Genomic DNA, 22403 nt, shown 5'->3' with positions numbered 1-22403 from the left:
GGGCGCGTCACTCCTGCCGCTTGCTGACGACGGCGGCCATCGGGCGCAGCTGGCGGCCGGGTACGCCGTAGCCGGGACGCAGGCACTGGACGACGGTCCCCGGCTCGGCGTCGGGGTCCTCCACCACGGTGACCGCTTCGTGCCGGAGCGGGTCGAAGGAGACGCCGGTCTCGTCGTCCCTGGGGTAGCCGAGCCGGTCGAGGATGTCGACGGCCTGGTCGCGTACGGCCCTGACCCCCTGGACCAGGGATTCGGTCGCCGACTCGGAGTGGGACAGGGCGAGTTCGAGGTTGTCCACCACCGGGAGCCAGACGGTGGCGACGCGGGCGCGTTCGGAGTCCCGTTCGCGTGCCAGGTCCTTCGTCTGGCGCTTACGGAGGTTGTCGAGGTCGGCGAGGGCGCGTTTCCAGCGGTCCCTCAGCTCGTCCAGCTCGGCCACGGGGACCTGCTCCCCCTGGTCGGGGGCGGCGGGGGCGCCGGGCGTGGCGGGGGCTCCGGGGTCCTTCGGCCCCGGGGCCCCGGGACCGTGCGGCGCGGCGGGGTCGTTGGGCCAGTTGCCCGCGTCGCCCCGCCCGGTGTCCTGGTTGCCTTCGTTGCCTTCGGGGGGCGGCTCGGGCGCCGCTTCCTGGGACGTAGTCATGGCGGCCGCTTCAGCTCTTGTTGAATTCGGCGTCGATGACGTCGTCGTCGGCTCCGCCGCCCGAGCCGGGCCCGGACCCGGACTCGTCGTCGGAGCCCTCTCCGCCGCCCGGCCCCTCGCCGTCACCGCCCGGACCCGGCCCGGCCCGGCGGGCGGAGAGCGCGGCGTGCACCTGCTGGAGTTCGGAGGTCAGCGATCTGGCCCTCGCCGGGTCGGCCTCCTCCTTGACGGCCTGATGGGCATCGGTGATCAGCATCTGCGCACGGGCCTTCTCGTGTTCGGGCGCGGAGTCGCCGAGTTCGGCGAGGCTCCGCTCCACCTGGTAGGCGGCGGCGTCGAGTTCGTTGCGGGCGTCGACGGCTTCGCGCAGCGCCTGGTCCTCGCCACGGTTGCGTTCGGCCTCGCTGACCATCCGTTCGACCTCGGACCGGTCGAGGTTGGAGCCCTCGCTGATGGTGATGGACTGTTCCTTGCCGGTGGACTGGTCCTTCGCGTTGACGTTGAGGATGCCGTTGGCGTCGATGTCGAAGGTGACCTCGATCTGGGGCTCACCCCGGGGCGCGGGGCGGATGTCGGTGAGCTGGAACCTGCCCAGTACCCGGTTGTCGGCGGCCAGTTCGCGTTCGCCCTGTACGACCACGACGTCGACGGCGGGCTGGTTGTCGGCGGCGGTGGAGAACGTCTCGGACCGCCGGACGGGGATGGTGGTGTTCCGCTCGATGATCTTCGTCATCACGCCGCCGCGGGTCTCGACCCCGAGGGAGAGCGGTGTGACGTCGAGCAGCAGGACGTCCTTGACCTCGCCCTTGAGGACGCCCGCCTGGATCGCGGCGCCCAGCGCCACGACCTCGTCGGGGTTGACGCTCATGTTGGGCTCCTTGCCGCCGGTGAGCCGGCGGACCAGGGCCTGTACGGCGGGGATACGGGTGGAGCCGCCGACCAGGATGACCTCGTCGATGTCCTGGTCGGTGACCTTGGCGTCGGCGAGCGCCTGCTTGACGGGATCGAGGCAGCGCTCCACCAGGTCGGCGGTGATCTGCTCGAACGTGGAGCGCATGACGGTCTCGGTCAGATGCTTGGGGCCGGACGCGTCGGCGGTGACGAAGGGCAGGCTGACCTGTGTCTGGGTGACGGAGCTGAGTTCGGTCTTGGCCTTCTCGGCCGCCTCGAAGAGCCGTTGCAGTGCCTGCGGGTCCTGGCGCAGATCGATGCCGTTGTCCCGTTGGAAGGCGTCGGCGAGATGGTCGACCAGACGGCGGTCGAAGTCGTCGCCGCCGAGGTGGCTGTCGCCGGCGGTGGAACGGACTTCTACGACACCGTCCCCGACGTCCAGGATGCTCACGTCGAAGGTGCCGCCGCCGAGGTCGAAGACGAGCACGGTCTCGTGCTCCTTCTTGTCCATCCCGTACGCGAGGGCCGCGGCGGTCGGCTCGTTGATGATGCGGAGCACCTCGAGGCCGGCGATCTTGCCGGCGTCCTTGGTGGCGGTGCGCTGCGCGTCGTTGAAGTAGGCGGGGACGGTGATGACGGCTTCGGTGACCCGCTCTCCCATGGACCGTCCGGCGTCCTCGGCGAGTTTGCGCAGTACAAGCGCGCTGATCTCCTCGGGCGCGTACATCTTGCCCCGTACGTCGATACGGGCGACGCCGCCCTCACCCTCCACGACGTCGTACGCGACGGCCTTGGCCTCGTCGGATATCTCGTCGTAGTGCCGGCCGATGAAGCGCTTGGCCGAGTAGATGGTGCCCTTGGGGTTGAGAATCGCCTGACGGCGGGCGAGCTGCCCGATGAGGCGTTCTCCCGAATCGGTGAATCCGACCACGGACGGTGTGGTGCGGGTGCCCTCCGCGTTGGGGAGCACCGTCGCCTCGCCGCCCTCCCACGACGCGATCACCGAGTTCGTGGTACCGAGATCGATTCCTACTGCCTTGGCCATGGAAGCACTCCTCAGTACTGCCGCCCCAGGCACTCGGCCCGCCGCGGCGGGTGTGGGCCGCGTCGCAAGCCAGGCCCGGTTCGGCGTGACCGAGGGGCCGGCGCCTTCGATCAGAGCTGTGCGACCGCGTCTGATCCCCTTTTGATGTGATCCCTCCGGGAGTGGACGGTGATTCCACTCACCGCTGTCCAGTTTCACACCATTTGTTACGCCGTGCGAAAGGGGCTCATCGCGTGAGGTCAGCGGCGGTGCCCGGCCGCGTTGGGCCGGCGCCCCGGCGGATAGCCCGGCGTCGGCGGGGCGACGAGCGCGGGGATGGGGCGGGCCTCGGCGAGTCCCCCCTGGAGGGTGACGGGGTCGCCGTAGTGGTGGATCTTCAGCGGTTCGCCCTGGGGCATGGTGTACGTGGCGGTCGTCGAGGTGATCTCCACGCGGATGCGCCGGCCGCGGAACTGCATGGTGAACGCGAGGCGCCTGATCTCCTCCGGCAGCCTGGGCGAGAACTCCAGCCTGTCCCAGCTGTGCCGCATACCGCCGAAGCCGGCCACCAGAGCCATCCAGGCACCCGCGAGCGAGGCGATGTGCAGCCCGTCCCGCGTGTTGTGCTCAAGGTCCTCCAGGTCCATGAGCGCGGCCTCGGTCAGATAGTCGTAGGCCAGCCGGAGATGTCCCGTCTCCACGGCCATGACCGCCTGGCAGCAGGCCGACAGCGAGGAGTCGCGGACGGTCAGGGGTTCGTAGTAGGCGAAGTTGCGCGCCTTGTGGTCGGCGTCGAAGAACGAGCTGCACTTGTACATCGCCAAGACCAGGTCGGCCTGTTTGACGATCTGCTTCCGGTAGATGTCGAAGTACGGGAAGTTGAGCAGGATCGGGTACTGGTCGGGCCGGGTGGCCTCGAAGTCCCAATGCTGGTGCCGGGTGAATCCGCCGTCCTGCTCATGCACCCGCAACTCGTCGTTGTACGGGATGTGCATGGAGTCGGCCGCGTCCCGCCAGGCGGCACTCTCCTCGTCGTCGACGCCGAGCCGGGCGGCGGCATCGGCGTGGCGCTCGGCGGTCTCGGCCGCCGCGAGGAGATTCGTCCGGGCCATCAGGTTGGTGTACGTGTTGTCGTCCGAGACGGCGCTGTACTCGTCGGGTCCGGTGACCCCGTCGATGTGGAACGCGCCGTGGTGGTCGTGGTGGCCGACCGAGCGCCACAACCGCGCGGTCTCCACGAGCAGTTCGAGGCCGCAGTCGACCTCGAACTCCTTGTCCCGGGTGGCCGACAGATACCCCACCACGGCATCGGCGATGTCGGCGTTCACATGGAAGGCCGCCGAACCGGCGGGCCAGTAGGCCGAGCACTCCGAGCCCTCGATGGTCCGCCAGGGGAACGTCGCCCCGCCCAGTCCGAGTTGCTTGGCACGCGCACGCGCGGCGGGCAGCGTGCTCTGGCGCCAGCGCAGGGCGTGCGCCACCGCCTCGGGGTGCGTGAACGTGAGGAGCGGCAGGACGAACGCCTCGGTGTCCCAGAACGCGTGCCCGTCGTAGCCGGATCCGGTCAACCCCTTGGCGGGGATGCCCCGTTGCTCGGCGCGCGCACCGGCCTGGAGGACATGGAAGAGTGCGAACCGTACGGCCTGCTGGATCTTCTCGTCGCCGTCCACCTCCACGTCCGCGCGGGTCCAGAAGTCGTCGAGATACTGCCGCTGTTCGCGGGCGAGTCCCTTCCAGCCGACGCTCGACGCGCCGGCCAGAGCCGCGTCCACCTGGTCGGTGACCGCGGGCAGCGATCTGGTGCTCGACCAGCCGAACGCGACGAGCTTGTCGAGACGCAGCCGCTTGCCCGGGGAGAGGACGGTGGTGACGGTCAGCCGCGCGATGTCGTCGTGCGACTCGCTCTGGGTCGTGGTGCCCTCGGGCCCGGAGACGATGTGGTCCGCCGCCGCACCGACCCGAAGCCCGCTGCGGCGGGTGCTGTGGATCAGCCTCAGCCGGTGCCCGGACGCGAAGTTCTCCTCCGCCTCCAGCGGCGACTCCAGGGCGACGGCGGCACGGGGGTCGGCCTCGGCGCCGGGCAGCTGCTCGTTGGCCACCAGCTCCGACTGGATCACGACGCGTACGTCGCTGTCGACCGCCTCGACCTCGTAGGAGACGGCGGCCACCGCGCGCTGGGTGAAGGAGACGAGCCGGGTGGAGCGCACCCGTACGGTGCAGCCCGCCGGTGAGGTCCACTCGCAGGTGCGGTGCAGCAGACCGGAGCGCAGGTCGAGCACCCGCTCGTGGGAGCGCAGCTGCCCGTAGCGCACGTCGAACGGCTCGTCGTCGACCAGCAGCCGGACGATCTTCCCGTTGGTGATGTTGATGACGGTCTGGCCGGACTCGGGGTACCCGTAACCGGCCTCGGCGTAGGGCAGCGGGTGCGTCTCGTGGACACCGTTGAGGTACGAGCCGGGCAGGCCGTGCGGTTCGCCCTCGTCGAGATTGCCGCGCCAGCCGACGTGCCCGTTGGAGAGCGCGAAGACCGATTCGCTCTGCGGCAGCAGGTCGAGCTTGAGGCCCGTCTCGCGCAGCGACCAGGGCTCCACCGCGAACATCGAGTCAGTGATCATGCCTTCGGCTCCCGGTCGGCGTCGGTGGCTCGGTCCGCGTGGGTGGCTCGGTCCGCGTGGTCCGAGGGGCCCGCTCCCCGGCCGTTCCCGCCGCGGGCCAGTTCGTCGGGGCGGGCGAGGTCGGCCAGGTCGGTGACGACGGTGTCCCCGCCGTGGGCCCGCAGCGCGTCGGCCTGCCCCACCCGGTCGACGCCGACGACGTACCCGAAGTGTCCGGACCGGCCCGCCTCCATGCCCGCCAGCGCGTCCTCGAAGACGGCGGCGTCCGCCGCCTCGACCCCGAGGTCCCCGGCCGCCGCGAGGAAGGGGGCGGGGTCGGGCTTGCCGGGCAGGCCGCGCTCCGCCGCCACGACGCCGTCGACGCGGGCATCGAAGAGGGCCTCGGCGTCGATGGCCCGCAGAATGTCGCGGCAGTTGGTGCTGGAGGAGACGACGGCGGTGCGCAGACCGCCCGCCCTGACGGCCCGGATGTAGCGCAGCGAACCGTCGTACGCCTCGACGCCACCGGACCTGATCCTCTTCAGCAGCCGTTCGTTCTTGCGGTTGCCGATTCCCTGGACGGTCTCCGCGTCGGGCGGGTCGTCGGGCTCGCCGTTGGGCAGCTGGATACCGCGTGAACCGAGAAAGGCGCGTACTCCGTCGGCCCGGGGAAGACCGTCGACGAATTGGTTGTAGTCGGCGACGGCGTCGAAGGGCCGGAATTCCCCGTCACCGCGCTTCCGCAGGAACTCGTCGAACGTCTCCTTCCAGGCAGCCGCGTGAACGACGGCGGTCTTGGTGATGACACCGTCGAGATCGAACAGACAGGCCTGGATTCTGTCCGGAAGGCCGAGTTTCGTCATGCGGCGCACCTTCTCCGTCGAAAGGGGCTGCTTTCCGGGCAATCGTAGGGCGGGTGGCCCGCCGGGTCCTCGCGAACATTCCGCGGGGGCGGGCGACGGGAGAGCGGGAACACCCCGGCGGCGCCCGCCACCGGTTCGCGCCGGCCCGCGTGGGGGCGTACCGTCCCCGGTCCGCGACCGCCGGGCACGGCGCCGGACGGGAGCGGCACAGTGCGCGGGAGCGGTACGGCCGTACGGGCGATCCGGGCCCCTCAGGTCAGGGACCGAGCTGGTCGAGGAAGCCGAAGAGGTTCGCGCGGGTGCGCTCCACCTGCTGCTCCACGGTCAGGCTCTCCTCCATGCGTCCGCCGGGCGCGGCCACTTTCCTTCCGCGCGTGTAGAGGGAGCAGGCGAGATCGCTGCACATGTAGAGACCGACCGAATTCCCCTCCCGGCCCGCGCTGCCCCGCTTCCTGGCGGTCATCAGTGACACGCCGCCGCCCGGGTGCGTGGTCAGACAGAGGGAACACATGCTGCGGTGCAGATAACCGCGGCGGCGCGACGGATAACGCAGCGTCACACCGATGAGCGCGCCGTCCCTTTCGGCCACGAGATAGCCGCGGTCGGGCGCCGAGAGATCGAGCCACCCGAGGAAGTCCAGATCGTCCCAGGGGCGCTCACCGAGATCCCGGGGCAGCGGCAGGCGCGCCGCCTCTCCCTTGGAGCAATTGACGAACGACCTGCGGATGTCCTGTTCGGTCACGGCTTTCATGAGGGGCACGCTAACAACGCCTAATAGTATTAGGCAAATGATTATTGTCCCTAGATTCGCCGGGCGGCCCGCACCGTCCGGGCACTCACCGCCCACTGGCGCGGCGCGACCTCATAGGGTTACGTGGCACGCGCCCGGACGACGGGCTCGACGTCCCGCGCGGCGGCCGACCGACCGACACGATTGGAGTTCGCCGATGGTGCACGACAGGGCCGGGCAGCCGGCGCAGCCCGGGGATCTGGTGGACGTGGCGCGGCTGGTGACGGCCTATTACGCGCTGCACCCGGACCCGTCCGAGCCCGCGCAACGGGTCGCCTTCGGTACGTCGGGGCACCGCGGCTCCGCGCTGGCGACGGCGTTCAACGAGGACCACATCGCCGCCACCACCCAGGCCATCTGCGACTACCGGACCCGCCAGGGCACCGACGGGCCGGTGTTCCTCGGGGTCGACACGCACGCCCTGTCCGAGCCGGCCCGGGTCACCGCGCTGGAGGTGCTGGCCGCCAACGGGGCCGCCGTCCTGATCGACTCGGACGACGGCTACACGCCCACCCCGGCGGTCTCGCACGCGATCCTCGACCACAACCGGGGCCGCGCCTCGGGCCTCGCCGACGGCATCGTGGTCACACCGTCGCACAACCCGCCGGCCGACGGCGGGTTCAAGTACAACCCGCCCAACGGGGGGCCCGCCGGATCCGACGCGACCTCCTGGATCCAGGACCGCGCCAACGCCCTGATCGAGGCGGGTCTCAAGGAGGTCCGCCGGATTCCGTACTCGCGCGCGCTGGCCGCCGACACCACGGGACGGTACGACTTCCTCGGCCGGTACGTGGACGATCTCCCGTCCGTGCTGGATCTCGACGCGGTGCGCGATGCCGGGATCCGTATCGGCGCCGACCCGCTCGGGGGCGCCTCGGTCGCGTACTGGGGGCGGATCGCCGAACGGCACCGGCTCGATCTCACGGTGGTGAACCCGCTCGCCGACCCGACGTGGCGGTTCATGACGCTGGACTGGGACGGCAAGATCCGGATGGACTGCTCGTCGCCGCACGCGATGGCCTCGCTGATCGCGCGGCGCGACACGTACACGATCGCCACCGGCAACGACGCCGACGCCGACCGGCACGGCATCGTCACGCCGGACGGCGGTCTGATGAACCCCAACCACTATCTGGCCGTGGCCATCCAGTACCTCTACGCGCACCGGGAGAGCTGGCCGGCCGGCACCGGGATCGGCAAGACACTGGTCTCCTCCTCGATGATCGACCGGGTCGCCGCCGACCTCGGGCGCACGCTCGTGGAGGTGCCGGTGGGATTCAAGTGGTTCGTCGACGGTCTCTTCGACGGGAGCCTGGGCTTCGGCGGAGAGGAGTCCGCCGGCGCCTCCTTCCTCCGCCGCGACGGGCGGGTCTGGACGACCGACAAGGACGGCATCCTCCTCGCCCTGCTGGCCTCCGAGATCACCGCCGTCACCGGCTCCACCCCGTCCCAGCACTACGCGGCCCTCACCGACCGCTTCGGCGACCCGGCGTACGCCCGTGTGGACGCCCCCGCGACCAGGGAGGAGAAGGCGGTCCTCGCGAAGCTCTCCGCGGACCAGGTCACCGCCGACACCCTGGCGGGCGAGCCGATCACCGCGGTCCTCACCGAGGCGCCCGGCAACGGCGCGGCGATCGGCGGCCTGAAGGTGTGCACCGACAGCGCCTGGTTCGCGGCACGGCCTTCGGGCACCGAGGACGTGTACAAGGTGTACGCGGAGAGCTTCCGGGGCCCGGACCACCTGAGCGAGGTCCAGGCGGAGGCGACGACCCTGGTGTCGACGGCGCTGCGCGCCGGTGGCTGACAGGACCTGACGCCTCGTCAACTCGGCGCCCGGTCAAGGCCTTTCATCCGGTGGGTGCCGGTGCGACCGTCACGGACAGATCGTTGTCCACCGTGTAGTACGGACGCACCGTCACCCCGCCGAGCGTGGCCGCCGGATAGACGAAGACCGCCTTGCGGTCCGCGACGTCGTCCAGCAGCCGGGCCACCCTGATCCGGGAGGCGCCGGCCTCCGGGCGCACGTAGACGTCCCAGATCTCCTGGGCGGCGCCGGCCGCGGGCCCTCCGCGTTCCGCCAGGAGTTCCCGGTAGTCCACGGTGAAGGAGAGGTCCCGCTCCCCCTCGGCCTGCAGCGCGATCTGCCGTACGGGTCCGTCCGTGCCCCGTCGATGCAGCAGCGCCGCCGCGCCCTCCCCCAGACGCGCGCCGAACAGCCGCGCCCGCGCCGTCATCGCGTGGCCGGAGACGGCGATCCGGCCGGCCTCCGCGTGCGTGGTCCGCAGCCAGGCCCGTACCGCGAGACGGCCGTCCTTGGTCGCGTAGGGAATCCGGACCGCCAGGGGCGTCCGACGGCCGTCGCCGCCGGAGACCAGCGCGCGCAGATCGCGCAGGCCGGGAAGCAGCGGCGTGCGCTCCTCGCCGGGCGCTCCGAGCACGTACGCGTCCCAGCGCCCCTCGGGCAGGGCGGGCGCCGCCTCCAGGACGGCCCGCCACTCGTCCTCCCCCATGTGCTCCAACGCGGTCACCCTGCCGGTCTCCTCCGACTGCCCCTTCCTCGGGCGCGGTTGGAGCAGCAGCCGGGGGCGGGCCGAGGCGGGCAGCGGCAGTCGTACGCGTACGACGAAGCGCCCCTCCTCGTCCACGGTCGCGTCGGCCCATGGCTTCTCCACCGGCCCGCCGCCTGGGCGGACACCCGCTCCGCTGTCCGTGCCGCCGCTCATCGCCGCGCCCTCCGCACCGTCCGCAGGACCCTGCCGGCCGCGACGAGTGCGGCGTCCTTGGCGGCGTAACCGCCGCTGACCAGGGCGCGGTCCGTCCCGCGCGCCCGTGGACGCCCGCTCCTCCGGGCCGCCAGGAGCTCCTCGAACAGCCCCTCGGCCTGGGCGACGACGGGGCCGGGGGCGTAGCGGCGGGAGTTCTCCAGCGCCGTACGGCCCATCCGGCGGCGCAGCTCGTCGTCGCGTACGAGTTCCAGCAGCGCGCCGGCCAGCGCGTCCCGGTCGCCGACGGGGACCAGCCGGCCGTCCTCACCGGGGGCGATGATCTCGGCCGGGCCGTAGTCGCAGTCGGTGCTCACGACGGGCAGACCGCAGCGCATCGCCTCCACGATGGTCATGCCGAAGGGCTCGAAGTTGGAGGTCGCCGCGCCTATCGAGGCCTTGACCCACTCGGCCTCCATCGGGGTCACGGCGCCCATCAGGAACACGCAGTTGTACAGGCCGAGCCGCTCGATCAGCGCGCGCAGCCGCTCGTGCTCCTCGCCCTTGCCGTAGATGCGCAGCTGCCAGTCGGGCCGCTCGGCGGCGACGGCGGCGAAGGCCTCGATCAGCAGGTCGAACCGTTTCACCGGCACGAGCCGTCCGGCGGCCATCACGACGCGCTCGGCGCCGTCCGACGGCGGGAGGGCCGGGGTCGGGACGCTGTTGGGCAGCGCCTGCACCCGCACGCCGGGCAGCCGCATCGTGCGCCGGTAGGCGGCGGCGTCCGCCTCGGTGACGGGGGTGAGCGCGTCCAGGCGCGGATAGACCCGGCGCAGCGCTCTGCGCAGGCGAGGGGGGTGGTTGTTCAGCGTGAGGTGCTCCTGGCCGACGCGCACCGCCCGCGCGGGCGCCTGGAGGGCCAGATGCACATTGAGTCCGGGCCGGGTGCCCACGACGACGTCGGCGTCGAGCGAGGCCAGCGCCCCGCCGATGCGTTCGTCGGTGAGCGCGCTGTACTGGTGGTAGCGGTACTCGGACGAGGGGAAGACCTTCGCCGGCGTCAGATGCCGCGGATCGTTCTTCTCGTGGCGCAGATCCACCAGGGGCCGCAGCCGTACGCGCGGGTCGAGCGTGAGGTTCGGCCGCTCCCGGTGCCGGAGGGCCGAGATGATCTCCACATCGTGCCGATCGGCAAGCGCGCGGGCCAGGTTGAACGTGGTGGTGATCGTCCCTCCTATCCCGTACGCGTTGTGAATCAGAAAAGAGATCTTCATGCCGTGCCAGACGGGCGGGGCGGACAGAAGGTTGCCCGCAACCCACAGGCAAGAGGCACGCCACCTTCTCGTAACCGAGCCGGCTGACGCCCCGTCGGGCCGGACCCGGGGAGGGCGCCACTGGTGGCATTTGCCGCATTATGGAGTTTTACCGGCAATACGATCGGGAAGTCGGTGCTGTGCACCGCCCCCTCACCCACCCGCCTCGCACCGCCCTCGAAGAAGCACATGTCAAGGAGCCAGCATGAACGCGGTACCCGACGTCACGCTCAACAACGGCGTGGAGATCCCCCAGCTCGGCTTCGGCACCTTCCTGATCCCGCCGGCCGAGACCCGGCAGGCGACGCTGAACGCGCTGGAGCTCGGCTACCGGCACATCGACACGGCGGAGATGTACGGCAACGAGAAGGAGGTCGGCGAGGCGATCCGCGACTCCGGGATCGACCGGGACGACATCTTCGTGACGAGCAAGCTGAACAACGGCCTCCACGAGGCGTCCGCGGCGCGCGCCGCGTTCGACCGGAGCCTGGAGGACCTCGGACTGGCCCGTCTCGACCTCTTCCTGATCCACTGGCCGCGGCCCAAGACAGGGAATTTCGTGGAGGCCTGGCAGACGCTGGAGGAGATCTACCGGTCCGGGCGGGTCAGGGCGATCGGCGTCTCCAACTTCAAGCCGCACCATCTGCGCCGGCTCATGGACAACTCGGTGATCGTGCCCGCCGTCAACCAGATCGAGCTCCACCCGTATCTGACCCAGGACGACGTCAGGGCGTTCAACGCCGAGCACGACATCGCCACCGAGGCCTGGTCCCCCATCGCCAAGGGCAGGGTGCTGAGCGACCCGGTCGTCGTCGGCATCGCGAACAACATCGGCCGGACACCCGCGCAGGTCGCGCTGCGCTGGGCCATTCAGCGAGGGGACATCGTCTTCCCCAAGTCGGTGACGCGCGCGCGGGTGAAGGAGAACTTCGCCCTCTTCGACTTCGAGCTGAGCGAGGCCGACATGGCCGAGATCTCCGCCCTGAACCGGAACGAGCGCACCGGCTCCGACCCCGACAAGAACGGCTGACGCCCGTCCCGCCGCCCCGTCCGTAATGGATGTTCCAACTCCGCAACTCTCGGCTGAGATCCTCCGGTTCGTACGGCAAGATCGGTCGTATGACCGAACAGCGGGGCAGCGCACCACGACAGAGCGCAACGGACGAGACGGTGGCGGCCCTGGCGGTCCGCCTCCGCGCGGCGGACACCGGCGGCTGGACGTCGGACGCGACACGGGCGCTGGTCGTCCGGCTCGGCTGGGGCTGGAGCGACAGCCCGAGCGTGGTCACCGGCCGCTCCACCGGCGACGCGCGGCTGCGGCCGGTCGGGAAGTACGAGGAGCGGTACGTGGCCGGGGAGGCGTACGTCGAACTGGCCGTCCCCGTACGGCACGCGGACCCCGACCCCGCCTCGCAGGCCGAGGCCTTCCGGATGGTCAAGGACGAGCTGACCGCGACACTCGGCGAGGCGTCGATCATGGGGGTGCACGGCAGGCTGGCGCCGTTCCTGCGCCCCGTACAGAGCTGGGGCTCCCCCTATCTGCGCTGGCGGGGCGAGACGGACACCCTCGAACTGCGCGCGGGCCCGGCCGGTCCCGAACTGGTCCTCCAGCCCACCGACCCGGCCGAGAGCTGGTTCGTACGGCAGGGCTACGACGAGGACCACGCGATCACCGGCTTCTTCGGCTTCCGCCCCGACGGGTCGAACGGCGGCCTCACCTTCCCCGGCGGCTGGCGGGTCCGCAGCTGGGAGACGATGACGCGGGCGCTCGCCGACTTCCTGACGACGCTGCCCGCCGAGACGACCGCGCTCCGGACCCCGATGTGGATGCCCATCTACGGCCGGATCGAGGGGAAGGGCGCGCCGATCCTCTTCGACATCGACTGCGGCGACCGGCTGATGCTCGCCTCCTTCGCGGACCGGTCCGTTGACCCGGCCTCGCTGGGCTGGGGCACGGCGGTCGAGCACCCGACGACCGGCAGGCCCTGGCCCGACCCCGACAGCCCGCGGCTGCGCATCGACGCGGGCGGTCCCGGCCGGCCCGACGGCCAGGCGCTGGCCCGGACGATCGTGGCGACGGCGCGCGCGATGGGGGTGCTGTCCCCCGAGGACCTGCTCATAGGCAACGAGGCCGGGGATGTGGGCGCGTACCGCGTCACCTATTACGGCCTGGGTCTGCCGATGGCCTGAGCTGCCCGGACGTGGCCGCCGACCGAGGCGGACGGATCAACCAGGGGGCCCTGTGGCAGAATTCCCCGGACGGCCGGTGACGTCCGGGGAAGCCCGGCGACGGCGCGCGAACACGTCGTCCCGCCTCCCGTCGTACCGCCACGCACGCATCGGAGCTTCGTATGACGGCAGGGATTCCCAAACCTCAGGTCGACACCAGCAGGCCGCACCCTGCCCGGGTCTACGACTGGCTGCTCGGCGGCAAGGACAACTACGAGGTCGACCGTCAGGTCGGCGAGCGCCTGCCGGCCGAGTCGAGCGACGCCGCCCGCCAGAACCGGGCGTTCATGCACCGCGCCGCCGCCTGGCTCGCTGACAACGGTGTCAACCAGTTCCTGGACATCGGTACCGGCATCCCGACCGAGCCCAACCTGCACCAGATCGTCCAGGCGATCATGCCGACCGCCCGTATCGTCTACGCGGACAACGACCCCATCGTCCTGAGGCACGCCGAGGCCCTGCTCGTCAGCACCCCCGAGGGCACCACCGACTACATCCAGGCCGATGTGCGCGACCCGCAGGAGATACTGCAGTACGCCCGCGCCACCCTGGACTTCGAGCGGCCGATCGCGCTGTCCCTCATCGCGCTCATGCACTTCGTCCCCGACGACCAGGGCCCGTACGACATCGTCTCCAGCCTGGTCGACGTGCTGCCGTCGGGCAGCTATCTGACGCTGTCGCACGCGGCGTCCGACCTGATGCCCGAGCTGTCCGCCAAGGTCGTCGCGGAGTACGCGAAGGGCGGCATCAAGCTGGGATTCCGCACCCACGCCGGGGTGAGCAAATTCTTCGACGGGCTGGAGCTGATCGAGCCGGGACTGGTCACGGCTCCCGCGTGGTTCAAGACCACGGGCTCGCCCGAGGAGGAGTCGAGCGGCATCTACGTGGGCGTGGCGCGCGTCCCGTAACGGCGGCGCGGCGTCCTCGACGCCGGTGGGAGCCGATCGACGCGGCCGGGTCGTTGCCTCGCGCACGGCCCGGTCCGGCTTACGCTGCGGTGGCCCGGCCCGCCGCCGACGTGAGATCGAGGTGCTCTGCCATGCCGACGACCATGCGCAAGTGGGCATGGCTGCCAGTCCTGGCCGTCGGGCTCGGTCTGTACTTCCTGGTGCAGAGCACACTCGTCGACACCGGCAACGTCAACTACGTACCGTCCCTGATCCTGTTGGGCGCCCTCGTCGTCCCCCTCTCCTTCCTGACGTTCGTCGCCGGGCGGACGGGCGAGTGGCAGGTCGGGCCGTTCGTGCTGGGGACCGCGGCGGTCTTCGGCGGGGTGGTCGGGATCGTGACCGCCGGACGGCTGGAGTTCGCGACCCTGCGCGGCCTCGGCGCCTCGTCCCTGATCGGCATCGGCCTGATCGAGGAGTCGTGCAAGCTGATCGTCCCGGTACTGATCCTGGTGTGGCAGTGGCGACAGGGCACCGTCCATGTCGCGGACGGGCTGCTCATCGGGGTCGCGTCGGGCATGGGGTTCGCCACGCTGGAGACCATGGGGTACGCGTTCACGGCGCTGCTGGCGTCCCAGGGGAACATCGGGGACGTCGAGGAGACGCTGCTGCTGCGCGGACTGACCTCCCCCGCCGCGCACATGGCGTGGACCGGGCTGATCTGCGGAGCGCTGTGGGGGGCGGTGACGGCACGGTGGTCCTTCGCCGCGACGACCCAACTGGTGGTCACCTTTGTCCTGGCGGTCGCGCTGCACGCGCTCTGGGACGGTGTCACCGGGCGCTTCACGTACTTCCTGCTGGCCGCGATCTCGCTGGGCTGGCTCCTCTACGAGCTCCACCGGAGCGACACCCTGATCTTGCGCGGCCCTCCCCCGCAAGCCCGGCACACGCCTCGTCCCTGAGCGCTAGGTTGAGTTCATGTACTCGATCGAGGTCTCCCGCTTCGTACGAGCCCCGCGTACCGCCGTGTACCGCGCGCTGCTCGACGCCGACGCCGTCGCGAAATGGCGGGTACCGGACGGGATGACCACCCGGGTCCACGAGTTCGACGACCGCGAGGGCGGGCACTTCCGTATCTCGCTGATCTACGACGCGCCGACGGACACCGGGAAGTCGGCGCCGCAGACCGACACGTACCAGGGCCACTTCGAACGGCTGGTGCCGGACGAGCAGGTGGTGGAGGTGATCGAGTTCGAGAGCCCCGACCCCGCCCTTCTCGGCAGCATGACCATGACGACCACCCTCAGGGACGTCGACGGCGGTACGGAGGTCGTCATGGTGCAGGAGGGGGTCCCCGACGCGGTGCCGGCGGCCGACAGCGAGACCGGCGCGCGCATGTCGCTGGACAATCTCGCCCGGCTCGTCGAGGAAAACACGGGAACCGGATCCAACTGAAGGGCGTCATCGGGGAATTGACGCTCGACCAACCGAAGGAAAGGCACAGATCCACCATGTCACTCGCCCGCGTCCAGCATGTCTCCGTCTCGCTCGACGGTTTCGCCACCGGCGAAGGCCAGAGCCCCGAAGCACCGTTCGGCCACGCCGGCGAACGGCTGCACGAGTGGATGTTCGCCACCCGGTGGGGCCGCCGGATGCTGCGCCAGGCCGGCGGCTCGGAGGGCATCGACGACGCCTTCCTGAGGCTGTTCACCCCCGGGGTCGGCGCCGAGATCATGGGGGCCGGGAAGTTCGGGCCCCCTGGATGGCACGAGGACCCGGACTACAAGGGCGCCTGGGGGCCCAACCCGCCTTTCCACACACCGGTCTTCGTCCTCACCCATCACCCGCGCCCGTCGATCGAGATGGAGGGCGGCACGACGTTCCACTTCATCGACGCCTCACCCGCCGACGCGCTCGCGAGAGCGCGCGAGGCCGCGGGCGGCCTGGACGTACGCATCGGCGGAGGGCCCTCGATGATCCGGGACTTCCTCACCGCCGGACTGATCGACCATATGCACATCGTGGTGGTCCCGATCCTGCTCGGCCGGGGCGTACGCCTCTGGGACGGACTGGAGGGGCTGGAGAAGGAGTACGAGATCGAGGCCGTCTCCACGCCGAGCGGCGTCACGCATCTGACGTTCGGCCGCCGCTGACGCCGAGGCGCTCCGGGCCCGGGCGTGCGGGTCGGGCGTGCGGTCGGTGGGCCGCTTCTAGGACCTTCTGCCCGGTCTGCCGCGCCTGCCGCTCTTCGCGCCGCCGGAACCGCCCGAGCCGCCCCCCGATCCACCGCCCCGGGGATTCCCGCCGGTCGATCTTCCGGCGGCGGGCTTGCGGCGTGCGGCGCCGGCCGCCTCCGCCCGCTTGGGCTTCGCTTTCGACTTGGCCTTCGACGCCCCGGGCTGCTCCTGCGCCTGCGCCTGGTTCGCACGACGGCCCCGTGTGCTATTGACGGTGCGCCCCCGGACGATCCCGATGAACTCCTCGACCAGATCGGTGGTGCGCTCCTCCGGCCACGAGAGCGCGACACGCGACTCGGGCGCGTCGATGACCGGCCGGTAGACGAGGTCCCTGCGATGGTGCAGGCGGGCGAGCGACTGCGGGACGACGAGGAGTCCCACGCCCGCGGCCACCAGCTCCACCGCGTCGGCCGTCGTGGCGGGCCGCTGCTTCGCGGGCAGCCCGGGCAGGGGCCCGCCCCAGTCGAGCGTGTCGTCGAGCGGGTGCAGCACGAGGTCGTCGGCCAGATCCCCGATGGACACCTCGTCCACCGCGGCCACCAGGTGGTCCTTCGGTACGAGGACGACGGTCGTCTCGGTGTAGAGGGGGATCGCGCTGAGATCCGTCCGGTCGATCGGCAGTCGTACGAATCCCGCGTCGGCCTCCCCCGCGCGCAGCGTGTCGGCCGCGTCGGCGGCGGGGACGGTGGTCAGGGTCAGCGGTACGTCGGGGAGCCGCTCGTTCCAGATCCGCACCCACTTGCCGGGGATCACCCCCGGTACGTACGCGAGCCGGAACGTGGGGGACGCGAGGGGTACCTCCGAGCCTGTCACTCAGCCAGGCTACCGGTCGTGGTCGGACGCCCCTTACCCGCTCGATAGTCTGGACACCATGAAGTCGCACCAGACCACCCAGACGATGAAGCCCGCCACGGCGGCGAAGAAACTGGGTGTGTACCTCGAGGCCACCCCCGCCGATTTCCAGGAGGGTGTCGTCTCACGCACCGAGTTGAACGCGCTCCAGACCGATCCGCCCGAGTGGCTGCTGGAGCTGCGGCGCGACGGCCCGCACCCCCGGCCGGTGGTCGCGGCCAAGCTGGGCGTCTCCATCGCGGGTCTCGCCCGTGGCGGCGTCACCGAGGCGCTGACGACGGAGCAGATCGACGCACTCAAGGAGGAGCTTCCCTCGTGGCTGCGGCGGGAGCGCGCCACGCAGGCCGAGGTCCGCAAGGAGGCGGCGCGTATCAAGGAGAAGAACGCCGAGCGGGACGAGCAGGCCCGGCGCCCGCGTTCCTGACGAGACGCGGGACCGGACGGGGCAGGGTGCCGCGACGACGCGACGAAGCAAGACGGGGCGGCCGGGTGGAGGCCCGGCCGCCCCGTCGTGCGCGCGGCTACCGCGCCGCCGGCCGGGGGCGGTCGGTCAGCAGCGACCAGATGACGAAGACACCGATCGCGATGGTGACCACCGCCCAGACGGGCTGGTAGGGCAGCCACATGAAGTTCGCCACGACGCTGATCGCGGCCATGCCCACCCCGATCACCCGTGCCCAGGGCGCGCGTCTGATGATGCCCAGGCCGGTGAGGATCAGCAGCACGCCCACCACCAGATGGATCCAGCCCCACGAGGTCAGGGTGAACTGGTAGGTGTAGCTGCCACTGAGGCTGAACACGTTGTCCCGCGCGATGGCGACGACACCGTTCAGGACGGCCAGCACACCGTCCACGAAGAGCAGGACCCCGGCGAACATCGCCCCGCCCGACGCCCACGCGGTCCCGCCGCGTCCCTTGCGGGACGGTGTGTGATGAGTCCCGGAAGGGGACGCGGTCTGTGCCATGAGAGCCTCCTCGGCCGAGTAGGTGGCCCGCTCTCCGGACCACTCCGGCATGGGGCCGACAATCCGCCGCCCGCACTCCCACGACCACCCGGACTACGCCATTCGAGTGAACGGCATGGTGGGCGGTGCCTGCGTCACTCCTGGATGTGGATGGCGAGCGCCGGACAGACGGACGCGGCGTGGCGGGTGTCGTCGGCCTGATCGGCGGGAGGCTCGGCGTCGAGGAGTACGGCGATGCCGTCCTCGTCGCGCTGGTCGAACACCTCGGCCGCCGCCACCACGCACTGCCCGGACGCGACGCACTTGTCCTGGTCGAGGGTGATCTTCATGAGGGCTCCTTCGGTGGGGGGTGGGTCGGGGGCCGGTCAGTGGGACGCGCAAGTACGCTCGGTTGAGGGCGAGTTGGGCCCGGCCGGATCACCAGGTGACGGGCATCTCGTAGACCCCGTAGACGCTCCCGTCGTGCTTGAAGGGGAGTTGGCCGAGGTCGGCCGCGAGTCGCAGCGTGGGGACGCGCCGGTAGAGGGTGCTGTAGACGACCTGGAGCTCCAGCCTGGCCAGCGGCTGGCCCAGACACTGGTGGACGCCGAAGCCGAAGGCCACGTGGTGGCGGGCGTCGCGTTCGATGTCGAGGCGGTCGGGTTCCGGGAAGGCGTCGGGATCGCGGTTGCCGAGGTCGTTGGCGATGATCAGTCCGTCACCGGCACGGACCCGCCGGCCGGCGATGTCGATGTCCTCGAGTGCGACGCGGCGGCGGCCGTTGTGGACGATGTTGAGATAGCGCAGCAGCTCTTCGACGGCCGACGCGACCAGCTTGGGATCGTCGGAGTCGCGCAGGAGCTCCAGCTGGCCGGGGTGTTCGAGCAGCGCGAGCGTAGCGAGCGCGATCATGTTCGCGGTCGTCTCATGACCCGCGATCAGCAGCAGCACTCCCATCTGGGCCGCCTCGTCACGGGTCAGCTCCCCCGCCGTCACCCGCCCCGCCAGGCCGGACAGCAGGTCGTCGGCGGGAGCGGCGATCTTCTGGCCCATGAGGTCGTCGAGATAGCCGAGCAGCGCGCGCTGGGCGCGGTGCCGCTGCTCGGGCTCGGCGTCCCGCCTGATGACGATCTTGCTGTTGTCCTGGAAGAAGTCGTGGTCGCCGTAGGGGACTCCGAGCAGTTCGCAGATCACCAGCGAGGGCACCGGCAGGGCGAACGCCTCCACCAGGTCGACGGGTTTCGGACCGGCGAGCATGTCGTCGATCAGCTCGTCGACGATCCGCTGGACGGCGGGCCGGAGCGCCGCCACCCGCTTGATCGCGAAGGGCGCCGTCACCATCCGCCGCAGCCGGGCGTGCTCGGGGTCGTCCATCAGGATGAAGCTGGCTCCGGTGCCACCGGGAGGGAGCGGTACCTGGAGCGGATAGCCGGGACGGTTGATGTCGGCGCTGACCCGGGGATCGGAGAGCAGGGCGCGTTGTTCGGCGTACCGCGTCACCAGCCAGGGGGTGCTGCCGTCCCAGAGCCGGACCTTGGTGAGGGGGGCCTCCTTCTGCTTGGCGACCGCGGTCGGCGGCGGGTCGAAGGGGCAGCCGGCGGCGCGGTTCATCGGGAAGTCCGGTACGGCGGCGGCCGGGCTGCCTCCGACTGATCCGACGGTTGTGGTCATGTTTCCGCTCCTAGGGGGGTGGGAGTGGGGTTGTTGTGGCTGTTGGGCCCGCGCCTGTCAGCTCAGGGCCGTGGTCCGGGCCGGTCCCCGGGCGAGGGAACCGGCGAGCGGGTCGGCGAGCGGGTCGGCAGGTGCGGCGGCGAGTGCCGCGACGACCTCCTGGCGGCGGAGGCGCGTCTGCTTGGGCATGTTCCAGCCGAGTACGCCGGTGACCCTGCCCGCGCGCCGGTACCGCGCGACGAATCGTCCGGACGCGGGGTCTCCGTCCACGACGGTCATTTCGGCGTCGGCGCCGGCGGGAACGAAGCCGTGCACCTGGATCTTCGTGTCGTACTGGTCGGTCCAGAAGTACGGCACGGGTGTGTACGCCCGGTCGGCGCCCAGGATGTTGGCGGCGACGACCATGGCCTGCTCGCCGGCGTTGGTCCGGTTCTCCAGCCGTAGCAGGCCGTCGAGCTGGTCGTGATGCCAGCGCGCCACGTCCCCGACGGCGTACACCCCCTCGCCCGCGCGACAACGGGAGTCACAGACAAGGCCGTTGTCCACCCGCAGCCCGCTGTCGTGGAGCCAGCCGGTCACCGGCTCGGCGCCGATCGCCACCACGACCAGGTCCGCGGGAAGCAGCTCCCCGTTGTCGAGAGCCACGCCGGTGACGGCGCCGGCCTCGCCGACCGGCCCACGGACTCCGGCCCCGAGCCGCAGACGGACCCCGCGCCCGGTGTGCAGTCCGGCGAGGAGGTCCGCGACGCCGTGGCCGAGTTGGCCGGCCATGGGCGCGTGCTGGGGGCCGGCGAGTGTGACGTCCAGGCCCATCGTGCGAGCGGTGGCGGCGATCTCCGCGCCGAGCACGCCGTCTCCCACGATCACGGTCCGCGCGGAGACCAGAAGCGCGGCGCGCAGCGCGAGCGCGTCGTCGAGGGTGCGGAGCACATGCACCCCGGCCAGAGCGGCCTGCCCGGGAAGAGTGCGAGGCCGTGTTCCGGTGGCCACCACCACGGCGTCGGCGCGCAGCGTACGGCCGGCCGCGGTGCGTACCGTGCGGGTCGCCGCGTCCAGCGCGACCGCCGGGTCGCCCAGGATGAACTCGGCGCCCATCGCCGACAGGGCCTCCGGCGAACGCAGTTGGGCCCTGTCGGGCTGCCAGGTGCCGGCCAGGACCTGCTTGGACAGCGGAGGCCGGTCGTACGGCGTGTGCGGCTCCGCGCCGAGCACCGTCACTCGGCCCGTGTAGCCCTGCCGTCGTAACGCCTCCACCGTGGTCAGCCCGGCGGCGGACGCGCCGACCACCAGTACGTCGGCGGGCTCACGGACCGTCGTGCCCGGTGTCCGGTCCACCGTTGATCTCATCGTCGGAACTCCTCCGTCTGCGGTTCGGCGTGGAACGTGGGGGGCGCAGGGGTGGCTCGACAGCGGCCGCGCGGCAGGCGGCCGTCCCGGGCGTGAAGCGCGGAGGGCGCGGCGAGGGAGCGCCCCGGATGCCTCAAGGGGTGATGTTCAGGGGTCGGTGACGGCCGTGACGGGTGACGGCCGTGGAGGGGGTGACGGGGGCCTGCCAGAGCCCGACGATCGCGTCGATCAGACCGGTCCCGGCGTCGTGCCAGCTCGACCGTGGTGTGTCGGTGCCGAGCGCGAGCGCCCGCTCCCGCTCGGCGCACATGTGCACCATCAACTGCCGGGCCATGTCGCTCCGCTCCGCGCGTACTTCGGCCGGCAGATCGGACAGACAGTCGTCGAGCCCCTGAATGATCCGGCGCAGCGAGGGGGCGCCGAGCGATTCGTGGACCATGATCTCGCGCAGCCCCGGGTCGGTCATCGCCTGTGCGGTGAACCGGGCGTACCACGTGGGGCTGTCGAGCGAGGCGAGATGGTCGGTGCTCGGGCGTACGAGGCAGGTCACCCAGTCCCGTACACCGGGCGACTCCCCGACCTCGACGACCATCCGCAGCCGGAGCCGCTCGACGGGCTCCGCGTGCTTGCGGGCGATCGCCCGGACGAGATCCGTCTTCGTACCGAAGTGGTAGCCGACCGCGGCGTTGTTGCCCTGCCCGGCCGCTTCGCTGACCTGTCGGTTGGAGACCGCGAAGACTCCGTGCTCGGCGAACAGCCGCTCCGCCGTCGCGAGAATCAACTCCCGCGTCGCGTCGGACCGTTCCCCCCGGCCGGTCTTCCCTCTCACGGGCACGAGCGTACCGGCACCTGGCGGGGGGCCACTCATCGAACCTCCTCGTGGTCGGCTTCGCGCAGGTGATCAGTGAACCCCTCCCCCCACGCTAAAGCAAGCGACTGACTTAATCTCGACGCTCGGGTGTCGGCCCCATCGGTCGGCCGTCGTCCGGCGCCCCGCCGGCGCTCCCCACACCCCCGCCGGTGGCGCCAACCCGTCGACAGGAACGCCGACCGCCCGTCGAGCGAGGCCCTGCCCGGCATCGGAGTGGTCTCCCCCGCCACTCGGTTATCGAGGGGCGTCGGACGTCTATGGGTGCACTGTCCGACAGTCCCCGCACGACCCGTAGAAAGAGAAGAACCCATGCGTATCCGTACAGCAGTCGCCGCCACCGCTCTCGCCGCCCTCGCCGTTCTCGGCAGCGCGGGTGCCGCCGCCGCCGGTGGGCAGGGCGGGCACGACCGTGGCAACTCCATCGTGAACAGCGAGTTCGTCGCCACGTGGATCCACGACAGCTTCAACACCGCCGTGATCTTCGGCGACAACCTGTAAGGCGCCCTCGTACGCGCTCGCCGGCCTCCCGCGGTGATCCGCGGGAGGCC

At 71.1% G+C, this 22403-nt stretch carries 22 protein-coding genes; 9 read left to right on the top strand and 13 right to left on the bottom strand.

Features of this window, described 5'->3' with window-relative positions:
• Positions 1–7: 7 nt before the first annotated feature.
• From ACFWU9_RS06075 to ACFWU9_RS06055, 5 genes are all read right to left on the bottom strand, one after another.
• Positions 8–640: a nucleotide exchange factor GrpE gene (locus tag ACFWU9_RS06075; RefSeq protein WP_384315176.1), complete on the bottom strand. Its 633-nt coding sequence runs from the start codon at positions 638–640 to the stop codon at positions 8–10.
• Between the two features lie 10 nt (positions 641–650).
• A complete protein-coding gene (gene dnaK / locus ACFWU9_RS06070) occupies positions 651–2576 on the bottom strand; it encodes a molecular chaperone DnaK (protein ID WP_384315175.1) in 1926 nt (641 codons plus the stop codon).
• 239 nt (positions 2577–2815) lie between these two features.
• Positions 2816–5170, bottom strand: a complete 2355-nt coding sequence (locus tag ACFWU9_RS06065) for a glycoside hydrolase family 65 protein (protein WP_384315174.1) — start codon at positions 5168–5170, stop codon at positions 2816–2818.
• Complete coding sequence (locus ACFWU9_RS06060; RefSeq protein WP_384315173.1) at positions 5167–6012, bottom strand: HAD family hydrolase; 846 nt, start codon at positions 6010–6012, stop codon at positions 5167–5169. Before ACFWU9_RS06060 ends, ACFWU9_RS06065 begins: the two co-directional genes overlap by 4 nt.
• 256 nt (positions 6013–6268) lie before the next feature.
• The gene (locus tag ACFWU9_RS06055) at positions 6269–6763 is read right to left on the bottom strand and encodes an FBP domain-containing protein (protein ID WP_384315172.1); all 495 of its coding nucleotides are present in this window, start codon (positions 6761–6763) and stop codon (positions 6269–6271) included.
• A gap of 196 nt (positions 6764–6959) precedes the next feature.
• Here ACFWU9_RS06055 and pgm point away from each other — a divergent pair, with 196 nt between their 5' ends.
• A complete protein-coding gene (pgm, locus tag ACFWU9_RS06050) occupies positions 6960–8606 on the top strand; it encodes a phosphoglucomutase (alpha-D-glucose-1,6-bisphosphate-dependent) (protein ID WP_384315171.1) in 1647 nt (548 codons plus the stop codon).
• A gap of 43 nt (positions 8607–8649) precedes the next feature.
• Here the strand turns inward: pgm and ACFWU9_RS06045 are convergent, their stop codons facing one another.
• Both ACFWU9_RS06045 and ACFWU9_RS06040 read right to left on the bottom strand, forming a co-directional pair.
• Complete coding sequence (locus ACFWU9_RS06045; RefSeq protein WP_384315170.1) at positions 8650–9525, bottom strand: hypothetical protein; 876 nt, start codon at positions 9523–9525, stop codon at positions 8650–8652.
• Positions 9522–10778, bottom strand: a complete 1257-nt coding sequence (locus ACFWU9_RS06040) for a glycosyltransferase family 4 protein (protein ID WP_384315169.1) — start codon at positions 10776–10778, stop codon at positions 9522–9524. The genes ACFWU9_RS06045 and ACFWU9_RS06040 overlap by 4 nt, the downstream gene beginning before the upstream one ends.
• Before the next feature lie 244 nt (positions 10779–11022).
• Between ACFWU9_RS06040 and ACFWU9_RS06035 the strand changes: the two genes are divergently transcribed.
• From ACFWU9_RS06035 to ACFWU9_RS06010, 6 genes are all read left to right on the top strand, one after another.
• On the top strand, positions 11023–11847 hold the full coding sequence (locus ACFWU9_RS06035; protein ID WP_384315168.1) for an aldo/keto reductase: 825 nt from the start codon (positions 11023–11025) through the stop codon (positions 11845–11847).
• An 89-nt stretch (positions 11848–11936) separates the two neighbouring features.
• Positions 11937–13007, top strand: a complete 1071-nt coding sequence (locus tag ACFWU9_RS06030) for a hypothetical protein (RefSeq protein WP_384315167.1) — start codon at positions 11937–11939, stop codon at positions 13005–13007.
• 161 nt (positions 13008–13168) lie between these two features.
• Positions 13169–13954: an SAM-dependent methyltransferase gene (locus tag ACFWU9_RS06025; RefSeq protein ID WP_384315166.1), complete on the top strand. Its 786-nt coding sequence runs from the start codon at positions 13169–13171 to the stop codon at positions 13952–13954.
• Positions 13955–14085: 131 nt separating this feature from the next.
• Positions 14086–14895, top strand: a complete 810-nt coding sequence (locus ACFWU9_RS06020; protein WP_384315165.1) for a PrsW family intramembrane metalloprotease — start codon at positions 14086–14088, stop codon at positions 14893–14895.
• Positions 14896–14911: 16 nt separating this feature from the next.
• The gene (locus ACFWU9_RS06015; RefSeq protein ID WP_384315164.1) at positions 14912–15388 is read left to right on the top strand and encodes an SRPBCC family protein; all 477 of its coding nucleotides are present in this window, start codon (positions 14912–14914) and stop codon (positions 15386–15388) included.
• 56 nt (positions 15389–15444) lie between these two features.
• A complete protein-coding gene (locus tag ACFWU9_RS06010; RefSeq protein ID WP_384315163.1) occupies positions 15445–16086 on the top strand; it encodes a dihydrofolate reductase family protein in 642 nt (213 codons plus the stop codon).
• A gap of 57 nt (positions 16087–16143) precedes the next feature.
• Here ACFWU9_RS06010 and ACFWU9_RS06005 read toward each other — a convergent pair whose 3' ends face one another.
• Entirely contained in the window at positions 16144–16983 is an 840-nt protein-coding gene (locus tag ACFWU9_RS06005; RefSeq protein WP_384315162.1) for a LysR family substrate-binding domain-containing protein, read from the bottom strand.
• A 58-nt stretch (positions 16984–17041) separates the two neighbouring features.
• Between ACFWU9_RS06005 and ACFWU9_RS06000 the strand changes: the two genes are divergently transcribed.
• Complete coding sequence (locus tag ACFWU9_RS06000) at positions 17042–17446, top strand: DUF5997 family protein (protein WP_384315161.1); 405 nt, start codon at positions 17042–17044, stop codon at positions 17444–17446.
• 97 nt (positions 17447–17543) lie between these two features.
• Here the strand turns inward: ACFWU9_RS06000 and ACFWU9_RS05995 are convergent, their stop codons facing one another.
• From ACFWU9_RS05995 to ACFWU9_RS05975, 5 genes are all read right to left on the bottom strand, one after another.
• Positions 17544–17987 carry a hypothetical protein gene (locus ACFWU9_RS05995; protein WP_384315160.1) on the bottom strand — a complete coding sequence of 148 codons (444 nt, stop codon included), beginning with the start codon at positions 17985–17987 and terminating at the stop codon, positions 17544–17546.
• 134 nt (positions 17988–18121) lie between these two features.
• Positions 18122–18316 carry a ferredoxin gene (locus ACFWU9_RS05990; RefSeq protein ID WP_384315159.1) on the bottom strand — a complete coding sequence of 65 codons (195 nt, stop codon included), beginning with the start codon at positions 18314–18316 and terminating at the stop codon, positions 18122–18124.
• Positions 18317–18404: 88 nt separating this feature from the next.
• The gene (locus tag ACFWU9_RS05985) at positions 18405–19637 is read right to left on the bottom strand and encodes a cytochrome P450 (RefSeq protein ID WP_384315158.1); all 1233 of its coding nucleotides are present in this window, start codon (positions 19635–19637) and stop codon (positions 18405–18407) included.
• Between the two features lie 57 nt (positions 19638–19694).
• Positions 19695–20984 (bottom strand): NAD(P)/FAD-dependent oxidoreductase, encoded by a 1290-nt coding sequence (locus tag ACFWU9_RS05980; protein WP_384315157.1) that lies wholly within the window; start codon positions 20982–20984, stop codon positions 19695–19697.
• A 133-nt stretch (positions 20985–21117) separates the two neighbouring features.
• Positions 21118–21813 (bottom strand): TetR/AcrR family transcriptional regulator, encoded by a 696-nt coding sequence (locus tag ACFWU9_RS05975; protein WP_384315156.1) that lies wholly within the window; start codon positions 21811–21813, stop codon positions 21118–21120.
• Positions 21814–22164: 351 nt separating this feature from the next.
• Here ACFWU9_RS05975 and ACFWU9_RS05970 point away from each other — a divergent pair, with 351 nt between their 5' ends.
• On the top strand, positions 22165–22353 hold the full coding sequence (locus tag ACFWU9_RS05970) for a hypothetical protein (protein ID WP_384315155.1): 189 nt from the start codon (positions 22165–22167) through the stop codon (positions 22351–22353).
• Positions 22354–22403: the final 50 nt, after the last annotated feature.

This window comes from Streptomyces sp. NPDC058653, assembly GCF_042716895.1.
Lineage (GTDB): Bacteria > Actinomycetota > Actinomycetes > Streptomycetales > Streptomycetaceae > Streptomyces.
This window is presented reverse-complemented; position numbering and strand designations above follow the sequence as displayed.